The organism is Gordonia aichiensis NBRC 108223 (genome assembly GCF_000332975.1).
In the GTDB taxonomy this organism is placed as follows: domain Bacteria; phylum Actinomycetota; class Actinomycetes; order Mycobacteriales; family Mycobacteriaceae; genus Gordonia; species Gordonia aichiensis.
The window spans coordinates 12,709-31,769 of record NZ_BANR01000031.1; the positions used below are offsets into that span (position 1 = coordinate 12,709).

Consider the following 19,061-nt stretch of genomic DNA (forward strand, 5'->3'; position numbering starts at 1 on the left):
CCGCCGACAGCCAGGAACCAGGCGGATACAAGTGGTGCCCGGCACTCACGAGAATGCAAAACGAGGCGGAATGGTGATGGATAACGAAACCTTCCGTGTGCTGATATGAGCACTAGCTCGAAAGATAAGGCTTGGATCGGATCATTTCCCATATATGACGGTGGTGGGGTGTTCATGCGCGGGGACTTCGATTTCGACGAGGAACTGTCCCCGGCACCAGTGACCTCGTCCGACTACACAATCATGACCACCGGGGTGGAGACTGCCTGGGTTGTGCTCATGCGAGACGCCTCCTACATCGGTCTACGCATCGAACTCCGTGCCGCGGCCCCGCTGCCCGTTGAACCTCAACACCCGCTCGTCGCAGTGCACCCTCTTGCACCGCACGAGACGACCAGGACGTACACGCATGAAGCAGTAGTGACCTTTACCAAACCACCTCGCCTCTGGCGTATGGGAATTGACCCAGTCGGGCCGGAAGATGATCCAGTGTTTGGGACACTTGACATCGCGCCAGGAACGTACCACCTGCGGGCAACCTTGTGGCACCAGGAAACAGTCATCGACGAAGACCAGGCCACAGTTCCACCAGATCTGTATTCCATCCAAGTCGCTATTCAATTGTGGCCTTTGTCGACGCCTGAAAACTGACCCCTAGCGACCGTTCTCTGCCACGACGCGGTGCACACGGCGAACAACCACTGTGCGGTTCACTCCAAAGAGTCTATGCCCCAACGGATGTCGCGCATCATGTCGCCCGGCGTACGGAAGTCCTCCGGGTCCAATGGAGCACCGAAGACGAGTTTCACCTGCCGTCGCCGATCGAAGGACACGCCGTTGCGGCGGTACTTGCGCAACGGCAGCACATCATTCGAGCCAATGATCTTGACTGGAACGACCGGCGTTTTGGTGCGGAACGACAAGACTGCGACCCCGGGTCTATAGCGCACTGTCTCGCCGGGCGGTACGCACCGCCCCTCGGGGTAGATGATCACCGCACCGTTGAACCTCAGCGCTGTTTCAAGTCGCTCAAGCGCGCGGCTTCCGGATATCTTGTCCGAACGGTCCACCGGCACGAAGTCGAGTTTCCGGACTAGCCAGCCGACAACCGGCCAACGCCACAGCTCAGCCATTGCGATGGCGATCGCGCGTCGTCGCAGCGCGCCCCAGAGAAACACGCCATCGAGCATCGAGATGTGATTGCTGGCGAGAATGACGGGCCCTGAGCGCGGCACGACCTCTCGATTGACAACCTGTACGTGGACCACTCGGAATGCCGCCAGCAGACGCAGAATCCTGCGAACGACCCTCGTCATCAACCATGCGCGAAAACCCGATCCGCGCGGCCTCGGCTCCGTTCTCGACGCGTCCATTTCTCGCATTGTGGCAGCGTAGTCCACGACGTCTTCAGGGGGTCAGGCAAACAAGTCCGGTCGATATGCGCGAACCCACGAGCCCACGACCCCTTGGCTCCAGTTGTCCTCGTACTCCGCAGGAAAGATGACTGCGGTGTCACGTACCGTGCTCTCACCCTTGCGTAGATTCGATCCGGTCATGCGGTCATGCCCGCGGAGCACGCCCCGCGGTGCTCCCGGGACGGGCGACACTCGCCCACGTCCTACGATCGCCAGCGACACATCGCGCTTGGTCGCGTTCGCCACTGCGGCGACTGCTTCTCCCGCGACGCCCATGCCACCCGTCTTGATCGTCGAATCATGCTGTTGGAGTCGGGCGATGTCGCCCCAGGCCATCTCCACCCGCATGCAGTCGTCGGCACGGACAATCCCCCACGACGAGAGGTCAAGCGTCTGTTCACGGAACCGTCGGCGCAGTTGATTCCGTTTACGGACGTACATGGCGGGCGTGAAGATCGCAGTACACACTGCCGCGCCAGCGTAACCGATATATCCGTTCATCGTTGCGACGCCGATGATCAGCATCGTGATGAAGTACGTGGCCCCGGCCACCATGAGCATCAGCCCGATGCCCTTTGTCCTCATGTAGTGGTCGGCATCGCGAATGCCGGTCAACCGCACGGAGTCAGTATTGATGTGGTCAGGTGTATTCACTCCGTTGACTCTTGAACGGTAACGCAACCTTCGTCGCCTCGACGTACGGCGTTGATCGATGTCGCTCGCTCGATCAATTCACTGCCAATCGACCGCGCAACAGCTCTGCCAGTTGCGAGCGCCCCCGATTGAGCCTCGACTTCACCGTCTGCACGCCGACACCCTGATGCTCGGCGATGTCGGCGTAACTGAAATCACCGAACTCGCGTAAGACGACTGCCTCGCGGATGTCGTCGGAAAGTTGTTGTAGCGCTTCGCGTAATGCGTCGCGAAGTGCTATCTGCTCGTCGAATCGGGGCGCCGAATCGTCTGCGTCGAGTGTCACCGGCTGCTCTGGATCGCTGAAGTCCGTCAGCGTGGTGTTCGCCTTGCGCTTGCGGATCAGTGCGAGTGCGTTGTTGGCGGCGATGCGGTGCATCCATGTCGAGAATCTCGCCTCACCACGGAACTTGTCGAGGTTGCGCCAGGCGGCGAGCAGCGTCGCCTGCAACGCATCCTCAGCATCGTGCTGGTTTCCGCAGATCTGCAGGCACACCGCCCAGATCTGGTTTCGATGACCGTTGACGAGGTCGGCGAATGCGCGCTGGTCGCCATCACGCGCCTGCATCACGAGTACGGCTTCGTCCACAGATTCTCCCGATCAGTCATGCACCGACGCACCGGTGACGGACGCGTCACCGGTGCGCAGACTGTGTGCGATCTTCAGCATTGTGCTCATCGAGCTCTCACAGGTGGTAGTCGCCCCCGTCATGAAATCCACTACCGTCGTGATCACCGTAGTCGTGGTCGGCGAGGTCAACCTCGTGGCCACCGCTCGCTTCGTCGTGCTGCAGCGTCGGATCGTCGTTGCCATGCAGGACCGCAGGGTCGGCCGGGATCGCATCCCCGTCGTGATCGGTCCCGCCGTCGTGACCCTCGTCAGGGCCCTCGTGGTGTACGCCGTCGTCGACGACGAGATCGTCGTCGGGCACCGCGGGCTCATCGTCCATGACCGGAACGGTGCTGTCGTCTGCCGGCGCATCCGATGCGAACGCATCGGACAGGGCGTGCTCGAACACACCGGCCGGAGGTGCCTGCACGTCGTCGGGCGAGATGCCCAGCGCAGTCAGGATGGAGTCGTCGTCAGCGCTCATCCGTGTCTCCTTCGTTGGTGGCGGGCGACCCGTGACGAGGTCGCATGCCAGCTTTCTCGATTAGATGCTGCCAGGTGGGCTTCAGCCGGTATACGCCGCCATCGACGACACCGCTGACGCGATCACCGCGACATAGAGCACGATCGAGATCACGAACAGCACCGCGAACGCGATCAGAGCATACTTTCCGAGCCTCTTGACCTGGTCAGACGCGTGCTGCGCACCTGCCCGGTCGCCCGAGAGCCACAACGTCGTGACGTTGCCTGCATGTCCGAATGCCGCAAAGGCCAGCGGCCAGAAGAAGATCAGCGCCGCAGCGGCCCACCCCATGTTCGACGACGGGCAGGTGACCGGGACGGTGGACGACGTCGCGTCGGGCTGCTGCGCCGGACGTTGGGTGGGCGCAGCATTCATTTCTCGTCCGGAGGTCCGCATGACGGTGGTGCGTCCGTCAGGTCCGGCCTGGGTGGCGCGGAAGGCGGGCATCGGCTGGTTCTGATTCGCGTACATCGTGCTCTCCTCGGTTGTTCGGCGCCTTGTGCGCTGTCAGAGATTGGATGCGGCGAGAACACCCGAATGTGCCCCGCGTCGTCGAACATTCTTTGTGACCTGCATCACTGGCACGGTCGACGTTTCAACTGCAGTTTCGATGCGGTGTACCCGATGAGCACCACACCGAGTAGCGCGAGCACGCTGGTCGCCAGGAGCGCGTTTCCGAAAGCGGGCTCCCAGAGGTGGGCTCCACGAGTCTGCGGGGCCAGCGGAGCGATCGCCCGCAGATCGACAGCCATCGCCGAGGCCGCGTACCCCCAGTACGACGGGAAGAGCCACGCGAACTGAGACAGGACCGGCGCGTCGAGCCGAAAGAGCCCACCGCAGAACACCAACTGCGAGATGACGAGGATGACCAACGGCGGCATGGTCTGCTCGTTGGACCTAACGGTAGCCGAGATAGACAGTCCGACAAGCACACTCACACACGCGATGGCTGCTACCGCGCCGAGTAGCTCGATCGGCGCCACCCCCAGAACCCCTCCCGACGGCAACCCCTTTCCCAGGTAACAGATCACCACCATCACCATCGATTGCGCGATCGCCGCACCGAAGTAGACACCGATCTTGGCGGTCAGGTACGCGCCGGGACGCAGTCCGACAGCGCGCTCGCGTTCGAAGATGTCGCGTTCGCCGACCAGATCACGCACTGTCAGCGCGGTGCCCATGAAGCAGGCGCCGATCACCAGGATCACGAGAATCTGCAGCGACTCGCCCGCGGTGTCTGGGGTCTTGTTGACGTTGAATCCCGCGCTGCCGGGAATGACCAGCGTGAGCAGCCCCAGCACGAGTGGCATCACCCCGAGAAAGGTGAGATATCCCGGGTCGGCGAGGATCAGTCTCGTCTGTCGGCGGGCGATTGTGCTCGCCTGCCGCTGTGCACTGGTCTGGGGCGGGGGTAGGACCGACGCTCGTGCAGTCGATCGACGCCGGCGGGAGGTTCGTCCCTCGGTTCGCGCCAGGTGCCTGCGGTGCGCATCATCGGGATGGCTTGCCACATAGGCGAAGATCTCGGCCCAGTCGCTGCTGCCGAGCGCGGGCGTCACGTCGGTCGGGCGTCCGCAGAACGCGGTCTTACCGCCAGGCGCGAGCAACAACACCTGATCGCACAGCGCGAGGTGTGTCAGCGAATGCGTGACGACGACCACGGTGCGGCCTGCGTCGGCCAGCCGACGCAGGGTGAGCATCACCTGGCGGTCGAGCGCGGGATCAAGACCCGATGTCGGCTCGTCGAGGATGAGAAGTGAGGGACCGGTGAGTAATTCCATCGCCACAGACGCCCTTTTGCGCTGTCCGCCGGAGAGTGCGTCGACGCGGGTGTCGAGATGCTCGGACAACTGCAGTTCGTCGAGCACTCCTGCGATCACATGATCGCGATCGGCTGTGGTGAGATCCTCGGGCAGGCGGAGTTCAGCAGCGAACCGAAGCGCCTGGCGCAGAGTCAGTTTCCGATGCAGCACGTCGTGCTGCGGAACCATGCCGATGCGGGTGCGCAACGACTCGTACTCTGCGTGGACGTCGTGCCCGTCGTACAACACCCGGCCCGCGGTCGGCACACTCAGGCCTGCGACGACCGTCGACAGCGTCGACTTGCCCGCTCCGGACGGGCCGATGAGTGCGGTCAGTGTACCGGGCCCAGCGGCGAGATCGACGTCGTGGAGCAACTCCTTGTCACGATCGACGACGAGCCTGACACTCTCGACCTGCAGCCCTCCTCCGGCGGTGACCGCCCCAGCCGAGACGAGACCGGCGCCGCGAACGACAAGGTCTGTGTTGCCGACGGTGACCACGTCGCCGTCGGCAACTGCAGCCCGACCAATCCTTACCCCGTTCACGAACGTGCCGTTGACGCTGCCGAGATCCTCGAGGTGTAACGCATCCGGTCCGGCAACGAACCGCGCATGCCGTCGCGACACCAGCACGTCGTCGACGACGAGATCACTGCCGGGTGCGCGGCCGATGAGTGTCACCCGCGCGGCGCCGAACCCGACGTCGCCGGTCACGGATGGCTCGTCGATCGCGGCAGGCGGGCACTCCTCCCATTCCGACGGAACCGGGGTCGGCTCATCGGACGCCAGCGACACAACCAGCACCGGCGCCGTCGCAGGAGAACCGAGGTGCACCACCGCCGTGGACGTGATCGGGAGATCCACCACCATTGCCCCGGACGAGACGATCATCGCTGCGTCCACACTGACGAGATGCCATGTGTCGCAAATCCATTCGATCACCAGGTGATGTTCACGCACGTCACTGTGATCGACGACGATGTCGTTGTCCTGCGCGGAGCCCACCGTGATCCGCGCGGCGTCCCCGAGCGCGTACACACGCGATTCGACGCTCACGCTGCCGCGAATGGGAGCAGTGGTGGTCATGACCGATCCGCCTTCTCGAAAGAGCGCTGCGCGTGTCCACGCCGCAACGACCACCGGGCGGTGGCCTCCGCGATCCGCAGTGAGGCTACCGCCCGGTGTGGGGTTGAACGATGGTTGCTTCGCGAGTAGCGCGACCTAGACCGAGGTGTCTCCGTGCACGTCGGCGTGCGCGTCCGTCTGCGCTCCGTGATCCTCGTAGGCGTCCGCGTCGGTGCCGTACGTCTCGTGCGGCGCAGCCGACTCGTCATGTGCCGACGGGTCGGTGGCGCCGTCGGGGCCGCCGTAGATGTAGCTCACGGTGTCCGCGTTGCCGTCGCCGTCCGTGTCGGTGAGCACGGTGTCGGGCACACCGTCATGGTCGACGTCGAGGACCGTGGTGTCGAAGCGTCCGTCGTGATCGCTGTCGATGAGCTTGACGTCGGGAGTGCCGTCCTGGTTCAGGTCGAGCGTCGCGCTCGTGACCTTGCCGTCTGCATCAAGGGTGTCGACCTCGCGGACCTCGCCGGCGGGGTCGAGGATCGCACGCAGGTCTGCATGCCCGTCGCCATCCGAATCGGATTCGACGACGGTGGTGCCGTCCTGCCCGGCGTAGGCGACGGTGTCCATCGTGCCGTCACCGTCGGCGTCACCTTCGACCAACGTCACGTTGCCCGAATCGTCGAGGTAGGCATTCAGATGATTACCCGCATCGTCGGTGAGGTGGACGACGTCGGCCTTGCCGTCACCATCGGTGTCCACCGCGGAATCCGCGTGCAGGCCACTCTCGGACTCGGCGGGCGTCTGCTCGGGCGCCGACGTCGGCGTGGGTGCAGCAGCCTCAGGGGCTGCAGCCTCACTCGGAGCCGCAGCCTCACTCGGAGCCGCAGCCTCGTTTGGGGCAGCACTGGGAGCCGGCGCGTCACCGGGTGCGGCAGCCTCCGGTGAGTTGTCTGAGTGCGCGTCGGCAGGGCTCGCCTGGTTCTGCTGATCCGACTTCTCTTCGTAGGGCTCGTCGGGGCTGATGTTCGGCTTGGCATCCTGATCCGACGCCGGGGTCGGTGCCTGCGCGTCGGCGGGGGCCGAGTCGTTCTCCGGGACCTGCGTACTGGTCGGCGCCTGTGCGTCAGCGGGGGTCTGGCCCGAGTCCGCGGCGGATGCGGACGGATTGGATGCGGACGGATCGGATGCGGACGGATCGGATGCGGACGCGGTCGCGCCGAGGTCTTCTCCGCTGACGGTGCCTGCGGGCTTGCCGTTCTCGGTGAAGGTCACGTCGCCGTTGTCACCGATGACCGCGTCGATCTTGTTGCCGGCGTCGTCGTGCATGTGGACGGTCTCGGGAACGCCGTCGTGGTTGGTGTCCTCGACCGAATCGGTGGTGAGGTTGCCCTCGACGTCGAGTCCAGCCAGCTTGGGATCGGGTGTGCCGCTCATGTCAGATCTCTTTCTCTTCGTGCCCGTGCGTCTGAGTTCTGCGCCTGCCGGGCTTGCTTGTTGCGTTCAGGGATTGGATGCAACCACGTACGGAAAATGTTCCGCGGGTCAGGAAATCAATCCGGACCTGCTCAGAAACGTCTTGCCGTCGTCGATCGACTTGAGTCCGAAGACGGTCATACCCAGGTTGGTCGACGTGTTCGCGTACGAGGCGGTGTAGGACTTGGTGCCGGTCCCCGCCTCTATCTCCGCCGCGGACACACGCGCCGAGTCCTCCACGAGAGTCCCCTTGCCGTCACTCATCGTTCCGTTCCGCAACGAGGTGATGGTGCTGCCCACCTTCGTCGAGTCGGAGTAGAAGCTGATGAAGCCGTTGATTCCGTATGACTCCGTCACGAAGAACGGCGCAAGCGGGCCGTCCTTCTTGATGTTGCACATCATGTCGAGTGCGCCGCTCTCCGTGAAGTCGCTCTTGCGGCAGTTCTCAACGCCGTTCTGCAACCCTGACGGCAACATCGAGTAGAGCTGTTTCTCATCGGTGACGATCGCGCTCCCGTTCGCGGCTGTCTGTGCAGCGGCCGTCGAACTGCCGCCGGCTTGATCCGGCTCGTCATCGCCACCACCACGGTTCGCCAGAGCGACACCCCCGATCACGATGCCCACCAGGGCGACGACGGCCACCCCGGCCAGTGCCAGTCGACCCCACTTCCGTCCACCCGATGAGGACTGCTGTGGCGGGGGTGTGCCCGCGACACGCTGGTGATCCGACGCCGGTTGTGCCGGACCGGGCTGGTACCCGCGGCTCGCCTGCGGTGACGTCGGAGCGAGCAGCTCCGAGGCGCTCGGCGCCGTCGGGCGTTCACGGGTGTCACCACCGCGATCACCCACAGCCGTCACCAACGCGCCTTGTGCGACAACGGTTTTCGGATCGTCGAGGGTCGCGACCGGTCCGACCTCGCCGAGCCGCTGCTGGATCAGTGGAATGCGTGACGAACCGCCGGTGAGGTAGAGCGCGGTCAACTGGTCCGGTTGGGTGATACCCGCGTCGAGAAGCGTTGCCCTGGTCAGCCGAAGCGCCTGCTCGGCCGCTGGGGCGATCAGTTCGTCGAACTCGTCGCGGGTGATCTGCAGGGTTTGACGCCCCTGCGGGGTGTTGTTGATCGTGATGGTTGCCGAGGGCGCCTCGGACAGCAGTTCCTTGGCACTCCTGATGGACTCCTGCAGACTCTGCACCACGTCGACGGGGGCCCGCCGACGCAGCCACTCGACGAGTTCCGGGTCGCGGTCTGCGAGTCGTTGCTCCACCCACCGCTGGATGAGCGCGTCGATGTTCTTGCCACCCAGACCGTTGTCGCCCCGCGCAGCGATCACCTGGAAGGCGTTGGGCCCGGTCACGGTCAGCACAGCGATGTCGAGGGTGCCGCCACCGAAGTCGAAGACCGCGATCCGAGCACCGGGCTGCATCGCATGCGAACGGCTGTAATGCGCCGCGGCAGCACGAGGTTCGGAGATCGTGCTGATTCGCGACCGGTCGATTCCCGCCCGCATCGCCGCCTCGACCAGCACGCCGACCTGTTGCGGTGCCCACGCCTCGGGATGGGTGAGAACCACTTGCGCCGGTAGCGTTCCGGCGTGCGCGGCCTTGCCGCGACCGATGATCGCCGACATCACGGCAGCGACCGGCAACGCCGACGGCAGCGTGTACCCGGCGATCACCGTCGTCGGCGCGCCTGTGATCAGGCGCTTGGGAGAGGCGACGAACCCGGTCGGATTCTGCTGAGCGAGATTACGGGCGGGTTCGCCCACCGATATCCGGTCAGGCGCAGCGACATAGACACTCGACGGCATCAAGTTGCTGGTGTGCGAGAGCGACAACGTCTCGATGCTTCCACTCGTCGCGCCCGAGTGAGCGGCAGCGGAATTCGACGTGCCGAAGTCGATGGCCAGAATCCAGGTCGGTGACATATGCGTGGGGGTGTCCTGTGTGCTGCTCGGTGAGCCGGATGCTCACCTGGTGGTTGTCGGTGTGGTCAAGGGGGTGTAGCTGCGGATGAGAGTGACGAGCGCAGCGTCCTCCGCCGCCGAACTGGTCGCCAACGACCGCTGATGGGCCATCGCCAGTCGACGCTGCGCTTCCGCGGCGACGGCGTGCGACGGCGCTGTCGCGGGCAGTCCGACTCTGCCCGGCACCGAGGTTGCACGCAGGATGGTGTGCAGTTCCTCGGTCACCGGGGCATGAGGATCGGTGCGGAGCATGCGCTGGTAGTCCTCGAGCACGGTGACCAGATGCAACTCGGGTGTGTTGCGAAGCCCCATTGTCAGGGTCCGGATGTGGTCCCTGGCCGGATGGGTGAAGGCCAACTGATCGAGCCGGGCAAGGATACGGTGTGCCCGGTGCAGGACCGCGAATCGGGCTGTCGACGTGCTCAATGCCCGACGCAGTTGGTCGACACCCGACAACGAGGTCAACCATGCGTTGAGTTCCGCTGCTCCGCGTGCGGCGACGCTTCTGCCGTTGAGAACGCCGTACTCCCCGAGCAGCCCCAGGAGGCGTGCACGGACGTGCGGCGGCAGCTCACTGCGGACGTCGTCGTTGTCGAACGTGCGCACCACGTCGAGACGCGACAGAGGGGTGAGCCGGGCCAGCGCCGCGGCCAGTTCTTCGGTCAGCATCCCCGTGTGGCTCGTCTGCGCCATCAGTCCGGAAATCGGCAGGACGTCACTGACTGTCTCCGACAGCTGCTTCGCCAGAACTCGTGCATGCTCGGCGGCGTGCGGGATCGGGTCACGTCGACCGAGCGCACCCTCGCCGAACGAATCGGCGCGTGAGAGGACACCGAGCATGTTGAGCGGGGTGAAGGGTAACTGGGAGAGAAACTCGATCTCGTCGGTGCGTGGCGCCGCGTCGAACAGGAAGACCGCCGCATCGGCATCGACCGACGCGGTGCGCGTCTGCTCGAATCCGTCGATCACCGCACGCCGAGTCGCCGTGTCGTTCTCTGCGGTCAGCGTCGACAGTCCCGGGGTGTCGATGAGTGTCAACTGGCGTAGCGAGGCCGACGGCATCCAGCGCTCGACGAACTGGATCTCCGACGAGGGCAGCGGGAGCTCCACAGGCTGATGTGCGTGTACGGCGACCCGATGGCGTCGACCGTCGATCCCGACGATCTCTGCACGCGACGGGCTGCCGTCGGAATACACGGTCACCACGTTGGTGGCCTCGAGCGCGGCCGTCTCGGCGACGGGCGCGCCAATCAACGCGTTGACCAGCGTCGACTTACCTGCCTTCAACCGTCCGACGATCACCACTCGGGGCGGTGACCACAGAATGGTCCCGATGGAGTTCGCGTGTTCAACGAGGTCACCACCGAGCCCGGCGAGCTGACGCAGACCGCGATCGAGGACTGCGTGCACCGGGTCGTTGCCCGATTGGGCGGTCATCGTCTGACTCCGTCGAGGTACTTCTCGGCCGATGCGATCCGCTTGTCGACGACCTCGAGATTCGACGTCAGACGGGTCACCGTCTTCTCCCTGGAGGCGGCGTCGGCTTTCGCTGTCTTCTGGACCTCGTTGATCGTGTTCTGCAGGGTCTCGATGTTCTCCCGCAGATAGTTTCGGTAACGGATGACGATCTCAGGGCGAGACTGCGCGACAGCACTGTCGAGGAGCCTGCCCGTCGCCGCCTTGGTCGCTGCAATGGTTTCCCGCAACCAGGTGAGCAGGTTGGCCTTACCCGCCCGGATCGCGCGGAATCCGAGGTTGACACCGACCCACACCGTGCCGACGACGACCCCGACACCCATGAGGGCACTGAGGCCGAGTATTCCGCCGAGCGTCGACGACCCGACGACGCCCATCGTCAGCAAGGTCGGATCCAGCAGACCGTGACGTTTGCTCGCGACCTGGTGGGTTTCAATTCGCTTGTCCTGCATGGACTCGACGATCTGCGTGCGCAACTCTTCCCACACCGTTGGATCGTCCGCGAACCGGGGTGAGATCACGGTGTCGTGCAGACGCTGGAGGAAGTCGGCGAGTGTCTGAGCCATCGCCAACTGCAGGTCGGCGTGCATGTCGGCGGTGAACTTCTGCTCGCTGCGGCGCAGCACCTGCATGCCATGCTTGTTGACGTAGAGCGTCCACTTGTCGCGCACGTCGTCGAGACGCCGCTCGAGATCGTCGACCGCTTGCTGACGCAGCAGCGTGAGATCGCGTGCGAGATACTGTTCCCACTCACGCGCCTGCTCCTGTAGTTCGGTGAGCCGGTCACGCTCGGCCGTGAGGTCGGGAAGCGCCTCGGCGCCTGCCTGAACCGCGTCGAGTTCTCGGGAGATTCTCCCGCGTACCACTTTCAGTCCCTCGAGACAGGTCCGCACAGCGTCGACCTCCGGCAGGGCAGCCGCGGCGTCGAGCCTGCGTGCAAGCTCGCTGCGCAATGACGCGATACCGCTCTCGTCCTCGAGACGCTCACGTTCGCCGTGGTCGGAGAGCTCGGCGGAGATCGACGCGAGAAGGCTCGACACTCCGAATACCGGGAATGGACGTCCGATCTCGCGGGTGAGCAGACGCTCGTTCTCGCCCACGATCTCGCGCCAGCGCCGAAGGTGCTTGTCTGTCTTGGTCACCACCACGATCACCGAATCGACAGTCGACGACGCCTCTCGCACGAACTCCATCTCCGGTGCCGTCAAGGGCGACGACGCATCGCACACCAGCACCAGCACACACGCCTGCTGCGCCGACTGGGCTGCCAGTTTGGCCAGTCCGACGTCGAGGCCGCCGACTCCCGGGGTGTCGACCAACGTCATGTCGGACACGCGCGCGGCCCGTACCGCCACCGCGGCCGACGTCGGCAACTCCTCGACCTGAGAGTCACGGACCTTCGCACCGTCGGTGGTCACCCACTGCGCGAGTTCGTCGACAGGTGTCGTCCGCGTCGTCCCGGACGGGAAGAACAGTTCGGCGGTTTCTTCGACGTCGAGGCCGGAATCGACGGTGACGGATACGGCTGCCGACGAGGTGACCTCGACGCCGACGGGACACAGGTCGCGCTGTCCGACCAACGCGTTGACCAGCGAACTCTTGCCGCGCTGAACTTCGCCCACCACGACGACCGTCCGCGTCTGGCGGTCGCGCGCGAGTTTGGTGGCCGCCACATCGGCGAGGGCGTCCATCTTGTAGGCGCGCAGCACGGTGCAGGCGGCTTCGACAATGGCAGACGCGTCACCCGCGGCGGCCTGGCCGTCCGCGGCATTGCGCGCTTGTGCACCCATCGCCGTCTCATTCTCCGATTCGTCTCGTATTCGGCGCGCAACGGCACCCGCATAGCCGGATCGGAGTGCCATCAGAAGTGGCTCCGGACCCGACAGGGCGTGAGTCTAACGTCCCGCCCCCTGGACCGCGTCAACTAGACGACGTGAATGACGCCGGTATCCCGTCCACGGAGGTCGTGTAATAGCCTCCTGAGCGAAGCGCCCGAAAGGGTCACCGAAAGTGCGAATACGCAGCACTGGGTATCAATGCGCACCATTGACGAAGGCGAGAGGCACCATGACGGGCAGGCGACCGGGAGCCAGGACATTACTTGCGAGCGGATTCGCGGCACTCATCGTGGTCAGCGGTTGCTCGGTCGACGGGAATGCGGTGAGCGACGCAGACCCCGCAGCCAGTGCGACAATCGACGTCAAGTCACTCGACACCGGCAAATACCCGACCGAACCACGAAAGCCGTTCGGTGAAGCGACCGAGGACCAGGTCATACCCTACGAAGCGCAGCGCATGGCGCAGTTCATCGTCGCGCCGTTCGAGATCGACAGCGACCTGACCAACATGGGCTTGCCGACTCAGGTCCTCTGGAGCCGCTCGAGCAACCTGCGACCCATCGTCGGCGACGATGTCGCGAACGTGAAGGCCAACGATTCCGTCATCTACGGCTACGTCGTCTCGGCGTCCACCCCGGACGAGACCATTCGCGCCGGAACGAAACGCGAACTGAACAACTTCGTGACGCGGTATCTGACCGCTGCCGATGCCACCGCCGCCGCCAACCAGATGGCGGACGCGTATCTCAAACGCCCGAAGACCACGACGGTCCGCCCCGACGGAATGTCGGGTAGCCGTGTCATCGCGATGCCGGGAAATACCGACGGCACCTCAGCGATGGTGTCGATCACCGCACACAACACGTATGTGCTCTACACCTACTACCAGGCGACAGATGCACAGAAGGACAAGCTCGAGCCGGCCATCAAGAAGGCAGCGAGCCTGCAGAGCGCGCTGATCGACCAGTTCCCCGCCACGCCGACCAAGGACGAACGGGAAGCACGGAACATTCCGAAGAAACCGATGATCATCGATCAGAACCACATTCTGATGTACGCACTGCCCTACACCGACGACGAGATCAAGAACGCTCACGTCAAGACTCCCAACCCCGGCGACGTGCGTGCGGTGTATGGACCGAGGTCGATGTCGTTCTTCGCCGTCGATCCGGCGGGCATGTTCAATCTCCTCAACGATGTGGGTTCCACGGCGAACGCGATGGACCGCGCGACCGTTTACCGCGCCAAGACTCCCGACGGCGCCAAGAAGATCATGAACACGTTCGAGAACCTTCAACGCGGCCGCGGCATGAAACCCGTACCGGCCCCACCGAATCTGCCTGTGGCGCGCTGCTTGAGCGAGGTCACCGACAACATCACCGGCTACTGGTGCGAGGTTCAGTTGGGCCGCTACGTTGCCGAATTGATCGGTACCGATCCGAAGGACGTCTACCAGCAGACCGCTGCACAGTACGCGATCTTCACCAAGGCTGATCAGAAAGCCAACTGACATTGGGAAGGATTCTTCGTGCGAAGTAAAAGGTTTGCCGCACAGACTGTTTCACTGGCCATGGTAGCCGCTGCAGCACTCGCGGGTTGTTCCGTCGACGGCACAGCCGTCAGTACTGCCGACCACTCGGTTGACATCAACGCGCTCGACACGGGCAAATACCCGACGGCTCCGAGGCCGACATTCGGCAATGCGACAGCCGATACCATCGGGTCGCTCGAATTGTCCCGCCTGACCGATTACATCGTCGCGCCGTTCGAGATCGACCCTGAGGTGACGAAGGGCATTGCGGCGACCAAGCCCATGGGCCAGGGACGAGAAGGCATCGCGGACCTCAATATTCCGGACATCGTCAACGTCCCCGCCAACGACCATGTGCTCTACGGCTTCAACGCCAGCGCAACGACGCCGACCTCCGCTATCCGAGAGGGCAACAGGCGGCAGCTGGACAACACGGTACTGCGCTACGACACCCCCGAATCGGCCGCTGCAGCCGTGAAACAGATGGGTGACGCCACCCTCAAAGACGGGCTGAACGCCGAGGTCCATCCGTCGGGTTTCCCGGGCAGTCGCGTGTTCGCAAGTTCCGGCGAGACCGCAAAGGACTCGCCGTCATTGTCGGCGTACACGGCGCATGGAGGGTGGGTGCTCTACACCTGGTACGGGGTCGCCGGCAAGGACAAGGACCTACTCGAACCGGCTCTACGCGAAGCGATCTCGAAGCAGTCTGCCCTCATCGACAAGTTTGTGCCGACACCGACGAAGGCGGAGGCCCAGGCCAAGCACCTGCCCGAGCATCATCAGGAATTCGATCCGCATCACATTCTCGTCTACGCACTCCCCGGGTCCGATCCGACGAGCAGCGGCACGGTGCTCGGAGCCCGGGGCATGGCGCTGTACGACAGCCAGTCGCCCGACACGCTCGCCCTGTTGACGAAGGTCGGGTCGACTGCCAATGCGGTCGACAGGTCGACGGTGTACCGGGCAACGACATCTGATGGGGCACAGTCGATCATCGACAGCAAGTACAACGGCGCGAGAACGGACGGCAGACAGGCCGTTGCCGCGCCGCCACACCTGCCGGACGTACGCTGCTACGACAAGGACGCCGGGGATGCGTTCGCCAAACCCTCGTGCTGGATTCACGTGGGTCGCTACGCGGCGGTCGTCTCATCCACCGATCGCAAGGATCTCTACCAGCAGGCCGCAGCCCAGTACGTGATCCTGACGAAGGCCGATCAGAACGCCAACTGAGTGCTCAGCGGATCGTGACCTGACGGGTCCGCAGACCGTCGCGTGAGCTGCGCTCGTCGATGGTCAGATCACTTGTGGCACTCAGCGCTTCGGAGAGCCACGCGTCGAACTGATCGAGCCCGGCGTACCACTCCTCGTGGTGCATCTCATTGTCGAGGTCGAAGACGGGCACCAGCAATCCGTGCGTTCGGAACGAGCCCGCGTACCGTGAACCGTCGCCGAGTGTGAGACGCCCGGCGGCATGCAGGCGCGCCAACGCGTTCATCAATTCGTCCTCGGGCTCAGGACGCACCCACCGCAGGTGGGCACGCTCGCCCGCGTCGACCCACCAGGGCGCACCGATGCCGCTCTTGGGCCGCAACCGCGCCGTGGGCAGCACCGTATCGCTTGCGCGCTCGACCATCGGCGCGATCTCGGCAGGCACCTCAGCGCCGTCGGGGAACCACCAGGAGAAGTCGTCGTGCACGATGATGTCCAGCGGAGCATCGACTTTCAGCACATCGGCGAGCGATGTGTCGGAGTCGGCGTCGGCGTCCGGCCCCCGATAGTCGTCACCGAGCTTGGCGTGCGCTGCCCACGAGATCGACTGTGCGAGGGCGGAGTTGACGTCTTCCGGCTCCGGATCGGTCTGCGTCGCCGCGACTCCCTGTGGGGCGCCACGGAACTCGCGAACGAGCGCGGAGATGGCACCGGGGAGGATCGTCGCCAGGAGCACCTCGTTGCGTTCACCTGGTGCCGGCGCGGGTCGCCGGGCGTCGTCGGGCATCACCGACGTGGGTTCGGGGAATGTCGGGCCCGGCTCGACGAGGTCGAGTACCGCAGTCGCGGAGTTGACGAACGACCTCAGTGCGACGAGATCACACTCGGCTGCGAGTCCGGCGAACGGGCGTGGGGATGGTGCGAGAGTGGCTGCGGCACGCGCCTTCCGCGCGGCGACACGCTCGGCCCGGTTGCTTCCCGGACGCGGACCGGATCCTCGTTTGCTCTTCTTGGCCATGGGTCCACCCTCTCACGTACCGATCAGTCGACGGTCACCAACCAGTCACGCACCTTGGCCGGTCGATTGGTGGCGACCCAGCGCACCCCCAGGTCGGCGCACAGCTGGACATCGGCCTGCTCGTCGACGGTCCAGCAGTAGGTGACACGTCCGGCCGCAGCGGCCTTGTCCACGATCTCGGGATGCATGCGCAACGTCTCGACCGATGGCCCGATTCCGGTCGCGCCGACCGCGGTCGCCGCCGACCCCCCGAGCACCCGCGCGGTGTCGCCGAGCAGGATCGTCGGCAGCATGGGCGCGTGGCGTCGAATCCGCCACACCCCCGCCGACGAGAACGAGATGACCACGGCACGACTGTGATCGGCCGACGGTGGTGTGGCGACACCGAACTCGTGCAGCACCTCGAGCAGTTCCTGCTCGACGAGGCTGCCGTACCGGACGGGGTGCTTGGTCTCGATGAACAACCGCACGGGGCGTCGCCAATCGAGGGTGAGTGTGAGCAGCTCCCGAAGCGTGAGCACCGCAGCGGGGGTGTCGGCGTCGTGCCAGCTGCCGAAGTCGAGTTCGCGTAGCTGCGCGAGCGTCATCTCGCTGACCACGCCGGAACCGTTCGACGTCCGGTCGACCGTCCTGTCGTGGACACAGACCAACTCGTGGTCGGCGGTGAGCCGCACATCGCACTCGAGACCGTCGGCCCCCTGGTCGAGCGCCAGTTCATATGCGGCAAGGGTGTGTTCGGGCGCCTGCGACGAGGCACCACGGTGTGCGACGACGGCCGGCTTCCCCGAACGCGAGACCTTGTCGACGCTCACGCGACCGCCACCCACCGTTTCTTGACGACGGGCGCGTCGTCGGACACGAGAACACCCGGAAGATGTCGGGAGGCCCAGAACGCGAACACGGCCGACACCGCTGCGCTGACCGTGATCAGTGCGAGTGCGTCCGCACCGGTCTGGATCGAACCAGAGGACACCGAGACCGCCCAGGTGATCGCCGCCCACAGCGCCAGCGCGTTGACGAGCGCCCACGCGACCCAGAGCCGATCGAGGGCAGCACGGGTCACGCCGTCGACACCGCGCTCGCGCCACTCCTGCGCCGACGCATTCGCGGCTTCATGCAGCAACAGGGGGGCACCGACCACGTTGACCACCGGAATTCCTGCCAGCACGATGATCTGCCACAGGGGGCGGGGTTCGCGGCGACCGCGGTGTCGATAGGCCTGCGCACGCACTGCGATCAGCCAGCGAACCGCGACGACGAGGGCGCTCACGACTGCGATCAGCGCGAGGAGACCGCCGAGGATGACCAATACGGAGCTCGCGACGATCAGCCAGCTCGGCAGTGGGGTGTCCCGATTGATCACCAACAGGATGTACCGGAAGAGGTGAACAAGAGCCGACGCACCGAGGGCACCTGCACACATCATCAGAGCGGCCCGCAGGGTCTCGGAAGCGTGCTCGGCCGGGGCGTCGAGACGATGCTCGTCGACGGGCGCATCGCGCAGTCCCCATCGCGGGAGGTAGGTGTAGCGGGGGATCAGTCGAGGTCCGCGATACACCTGGCCCAGACGCGGGGGAAACGACTCCGGCGGTCGCCTCGCCACCCAGCGCACGTTGCGACTGCGATACATGCGAGGACCCTGGCCCCGTGCGGCAGCTTGTCGCGGTGTCGGCGGAGGTGCCGTGCGTCGGAGAACGGGCCGTCCGCCGGGGGTGGCAGCGGGTCCGGGAGCGGGAGCAGGACCGGTAGGGCGCGGTACCCGTGCGGCCGCCTGGGGCGACGCGACGACCACGAGGTTGCCACCGCACCGAGGGCAGTGCTCGCGCCCGTCCCGATGCGGCGCCTGGATGCGGCACCGCGGACACATGTCGTACATCGAAACCGCCGCTACTTCACGTCCGGAACTGAGTCCGCGTCGGCCGGTCCGGTCTGCACCGGCTTGCTGTTCTCGAGCCAGGCGAGCATGCCGCCGCGCACGCACGAACCGTCGATGCCCATCTGTGCGAGGTACTGGAGAACCCGCATCGAGCGCCCGCTGGAGTGGCAGATGACGAGCAGATCGGAATCCAGGTCGATCTCGTCCAGTCGCGCAGGGATCTCACCAAGCGGGATGTGCAGAGCGCCTCGGACGTGGCCCGCGTTCCATTCGTCATCCTCACGTACATCGAGTAGAACGCGGCCGGATTCGTCGGTGAAGTCGTCCGGCAACTCGGTCACCGGTACCTTTGGAATATCGCCCATGCTCACGTCCCCATGTTGGCACACCGCGCGAGCCCAGAACCGCGACCTTGCCCGAACACTGCGACAGGTTCGATCCGGGGAGTCACGATCCCGCCTACCATCTCGCGGACAGCTGTCGACGGCGCATGGTCCGTATGCACGACGCGCAATTTGACACCCAACCGAACGCTCACCGAGCATCCACAGCGCTTTATGTATG

Annotated in this window: 16 protein-coding genes; 2 read left to right on the forward strand and 14 right to left on the reverse strand. The window is 64.9% G+C overall.

The features are described 5' to 3' along the window. Positions 1–710 precede the first annotated feature (710 nt). The 10 genes from GOACH_RS20590 to GOACH_RS20635 form a co-directional block, all read right to left on the reverse strand. Positions 711–1,382: a lysophospholipid acyltransferase family protein gene (locus GOACH_RS20590; protein WP_040519328.1), complete on the reverse strand. Its 672-nt coding sequence runs from the start codon at positions 1,380–1,382 to the stop codon at positions 711–713. A 33-nt stretch (positions 1,383–1,415) separates the two neighbouring features. Beyond that, positions 1,416–2,069 (reverse strand): hypothetical protein, encoded by a 654-nt coding sequence (locus tag GOACH_RS20595; RefSeq protein WP_005179276.1) that lies wholly within the window; start codon positions 2,067–2,069, stop codon positions 1,416–1,418. Between the two features lie 73 nt (positions 2,070–2,142). Next, positions 2,143–2,697 carry an RNA polymerase sigma factor gene (locus GOACH_RS20600; protein WP_005179278.1) on the reverse strand — a complete coding sequence of 185 codons (555 nt, stop codon included), beginning with the start codon at positions 2,695–2,697 and terminating at the stop codon, positions 2,143–2,145. 97 nt (positions 2,698–2,794) lie between these two features. Next, the gene (locus GOACH_RS20605; RefSeq protein ID WP_005179280.1) at positions 2,795–3,202 is read right to left on the reverse strand and encodes a hypothetical protein; all 408 of its coding nucleotides are present in this window, start codon (positions 3,200–3,202) and stop codon (positions 2,795–2,797) included. Positions 3,203–3,283: 81 nt separating this feature from the next. After that, positions 3,284–3,712, reverse strand: coding sequence for a CD225/dispanin family protein (locus GOACH_RS20610; RefSeq protein WP_005179282.1), 429 nt, complete (start codon positions 3,710–3,712; stop codon positions 3,284–3,286). 104 nt (positions 3,713–3,816) lie between these two features. Further along, positions 3,817–6,129: an ATP-binding cassette domain-containing protein gene (locus GOACH_RS20615; RefSeq protein WP_005179285.1), complete on the reverse strand. Its 2,313-nt coding sequence runs from the start codon at positions 6,127–6,129 to the stop codon at positions 3,817–3,819. Positions 6,130–6,264: 135 nt separating this feature from the next. Beyond that, positions 6,265–7,542: a hypothetical protein gene (locus tag GOACH_RS20620; protein ID WP_005179288.1), complete on the reverse strand. Its 1,278-nt coding sequence runs from the start codon at positions 7,540–7,542 to the stop codon at positions 6,265–6,267. Positions 7,543–7,650: 108 nt separating this feature from the next. Next, positions 7,651–9,507 carry an Hsp70 family protein gene (locus GOACH_RS20625; RefSeq protein WP_005179293.1) on the reverse strand — a complete coding sequence of 619 codons (1,857 nt, stop codon included), beginning with the start codon at positions 9,505–9,507 and terminating at the stop codon, positions 7,651–7,653. 42 nt (positions 9,508–9,549) lie between these two features. Then, positions 9,550–10,983: a GTPase gene (locus tag GOACH_RS20630; protein ID WP_005179296.1), complete on the reverse strand. Its 1,434-nt coding sequence runs from the start codon at positions 10,981–10,983 to the stop codon at positions 9,550–9,552. Next, complete coding sequence (locus tag GOACH_RS20635; RefSeq protein ID WP_005179300.1) at positions 10,980–12,812, reverse strand: dynamin family protein; 1,833 nt, start codon at positions 12,810–12,812, stop codon at positions 10,980–10,982. Before GOACH_RS20635 ends, GOACH_RS20630 begins: the two co-directional genes overlap by 4 nt. A 277-nt stretch (positions 12,813–13,089) precedes the next feature. Here GOACH_RS20635 and GOACH_RS20640 point away from each other — a divergent pair, with 277 nt between their 5' ends. Further along, positions 13,090–14,370 (forward strand): DUF7373 family lipoprotein, encoded by a 1,281-nt coding sequence (locus tag GOACH_RS20640; RefSeq protein WP_005179302.1) that lies wholly within the window; start codon positions 13,090–13,092, stop codon positions 14,368–14,370. A gap of 18 nt (positions 14,371–14,388) precedes the next feature. Further along, positions 14,389–15,624, forward strand: coding sequence for a DUF7373 family lipoprotein (locus GOACH_RS20645; protein WP_157227890.1), 1,236 nt, complete (start codon positions 14,389–14,391; stop codon positions 15,622–15,624). Positions 15,625–15,628: 4 nt separating this feature from the next. Here GOACH_RS20645 and GOACH_RS20650 read toward each other — a convergent pair whose 3' ends face one another. The 4 genes from GOACH_RS20650 to GOACH_RS20665 form a co-directional block, all read right to left on the reverse strand. Beyond that, positions 15,629–16,621 (reverse strand): DUF5926 family protein, encoded by a 993-nt coding sequence (locus GOACH_RS20650; RefSeq protein ID WP_005179308.1) that lies wholly within the window; start codon positions 16,619–16,621, stop codon positions 15,629–15,631. Positions 16,622–16,644: 23 nt separating this feature from the next. Further along, positions 16,645–17,433, reverse strand: a complete 789-nt coding sequence (locus GOACH_RS20655) for a glycerophosphodiester phosphodiesterase (RefSeq protein WP_005179312.1) — start codon at positions 17,431–17,433, stop codon at positions 16,645–16,647. Then, positions 17,430–18,251, reverse strand: coding sequence for a DUF4328 domain-containing protein (locus tag GOACH_RS20660; RefSeq protein WP_245551982.1), 822 nt, complete (start codon positions 18,249–18,251; stop codon positions 17,430–17,432). Before GOACH_RS20660 ends, GOACH_RS20655 begins: the two co-directional genes overlap by 4 nt. Before the next feature lie 257 nt (positions 18,252–18,508). Beyond that, positions 18,509–18,862 carry a rhodanese-like domain-containing protein gene (locus GOACH_RS20665; RefSeq protein ID WP_005179326.1) on the reverse strand — a complete coding sequence of 118 codons (354 nt, stop codon included), beginning with the start codon at positions 18,860–18,862 and terminating at the stop codon, positions 18,509–18,511. Positions 18,863–19,061: the final 199 nt, after the last annotated feature.

What these genes read in the sequence shown, in the direction of transcription:
- GOACH_RS20605 (WP_005179280.1), bottom strand. Translation starts at nt 3,202, where the DNA reads ATGAGCGCTGACGACGACTCCATCCTGACTGCGCTGGGCATCTCGCCC.
- GOACH_RS20610 (WP_005179282.1), bottom strand. Translation starts at nt 3,712, where the DNA reads ATGTACGCGAATCAGAACCAGCCGATGCCCGCCTTCCGCGCCACCCAG.
- GOACH_RS20590 (WP_040519328.1), bottom strand. Translation starts at nt 1,382, where the DNA reads ATGCGAGAAATGGACGCGTCGAGAACGGAGCCGAGGCCGCGCGGATCG.
- GOACH_RS20620 (WP_005179288.1), bottom strand. Translation starts at nt 7,542, where the DNA reads ATGAGCGGCACACCCGATCCCAAGCTGGCTGGACTCGACGTCGAGGGC.
- GOACH_RS20630 (WP_005179296.1), bottom strand. Translation starts at nt 10,983, where the DNA reads ATGACCGCCCAATCGGGCAACGACCCGGTGCACGCAGTCCTCGATCGC.
- GOACH_RS20615 (WP_005179285.1), bottom strand. Translation starts at nt 6,129, where the DNA reads ATGACCACCACTGCTCCCATTCGCGGCAGCGTGAGCGTCGAATCGCGT.
- GOACH_RS20625 (WP_005179293.1), bottom strand. Translation starts at nt 9,507, where the DNA reads ATGTCACCGACCTGGATTCTGGCCATCGACTTCGGCACGTCGAATTCC.
- GOACH_RS20640 (WP_005179302.1), top strand. Translation starts at nt 13,090, where the DNA reads ATGACGGGCAGGCGACCGGGAGCCAGGACATTACTTGCGAGCGGATTC.
- GOACH_RS20665 (WP_005179326.1), bottom strand. Translation starts at nt 18,862, where the DNA reads ATGGGCGATATTCCAAAGGTACCGGTGACCGAGTTGCCGGACGACTTC.
- GOACH_RS20650 (WP_005179308.1), bottom strand. Translation starts at nt 16,621, where the DNA reads ATGGCCAAGAAGAGCAAACGAGGATCCGGTCCGCGTCCGGGAAGCAAC.
- GOACH_RS20660 (WP_245551982.1), bottom strand. Translation starts at nt 18,251, where the DNA reads ATGTATCGCAGTCGCAACGTGCGCTGGGTGGCGAGGCGACCGCCGGAG.
- GOACH_RS20635 (WP_005179300.1), bottom strand. Translation starts at nt 12,812, where the DNA reads ATGGGTGCACAAGCGCGCAATGCCGCGGACGGCCAGGCCGCCGCGGGT.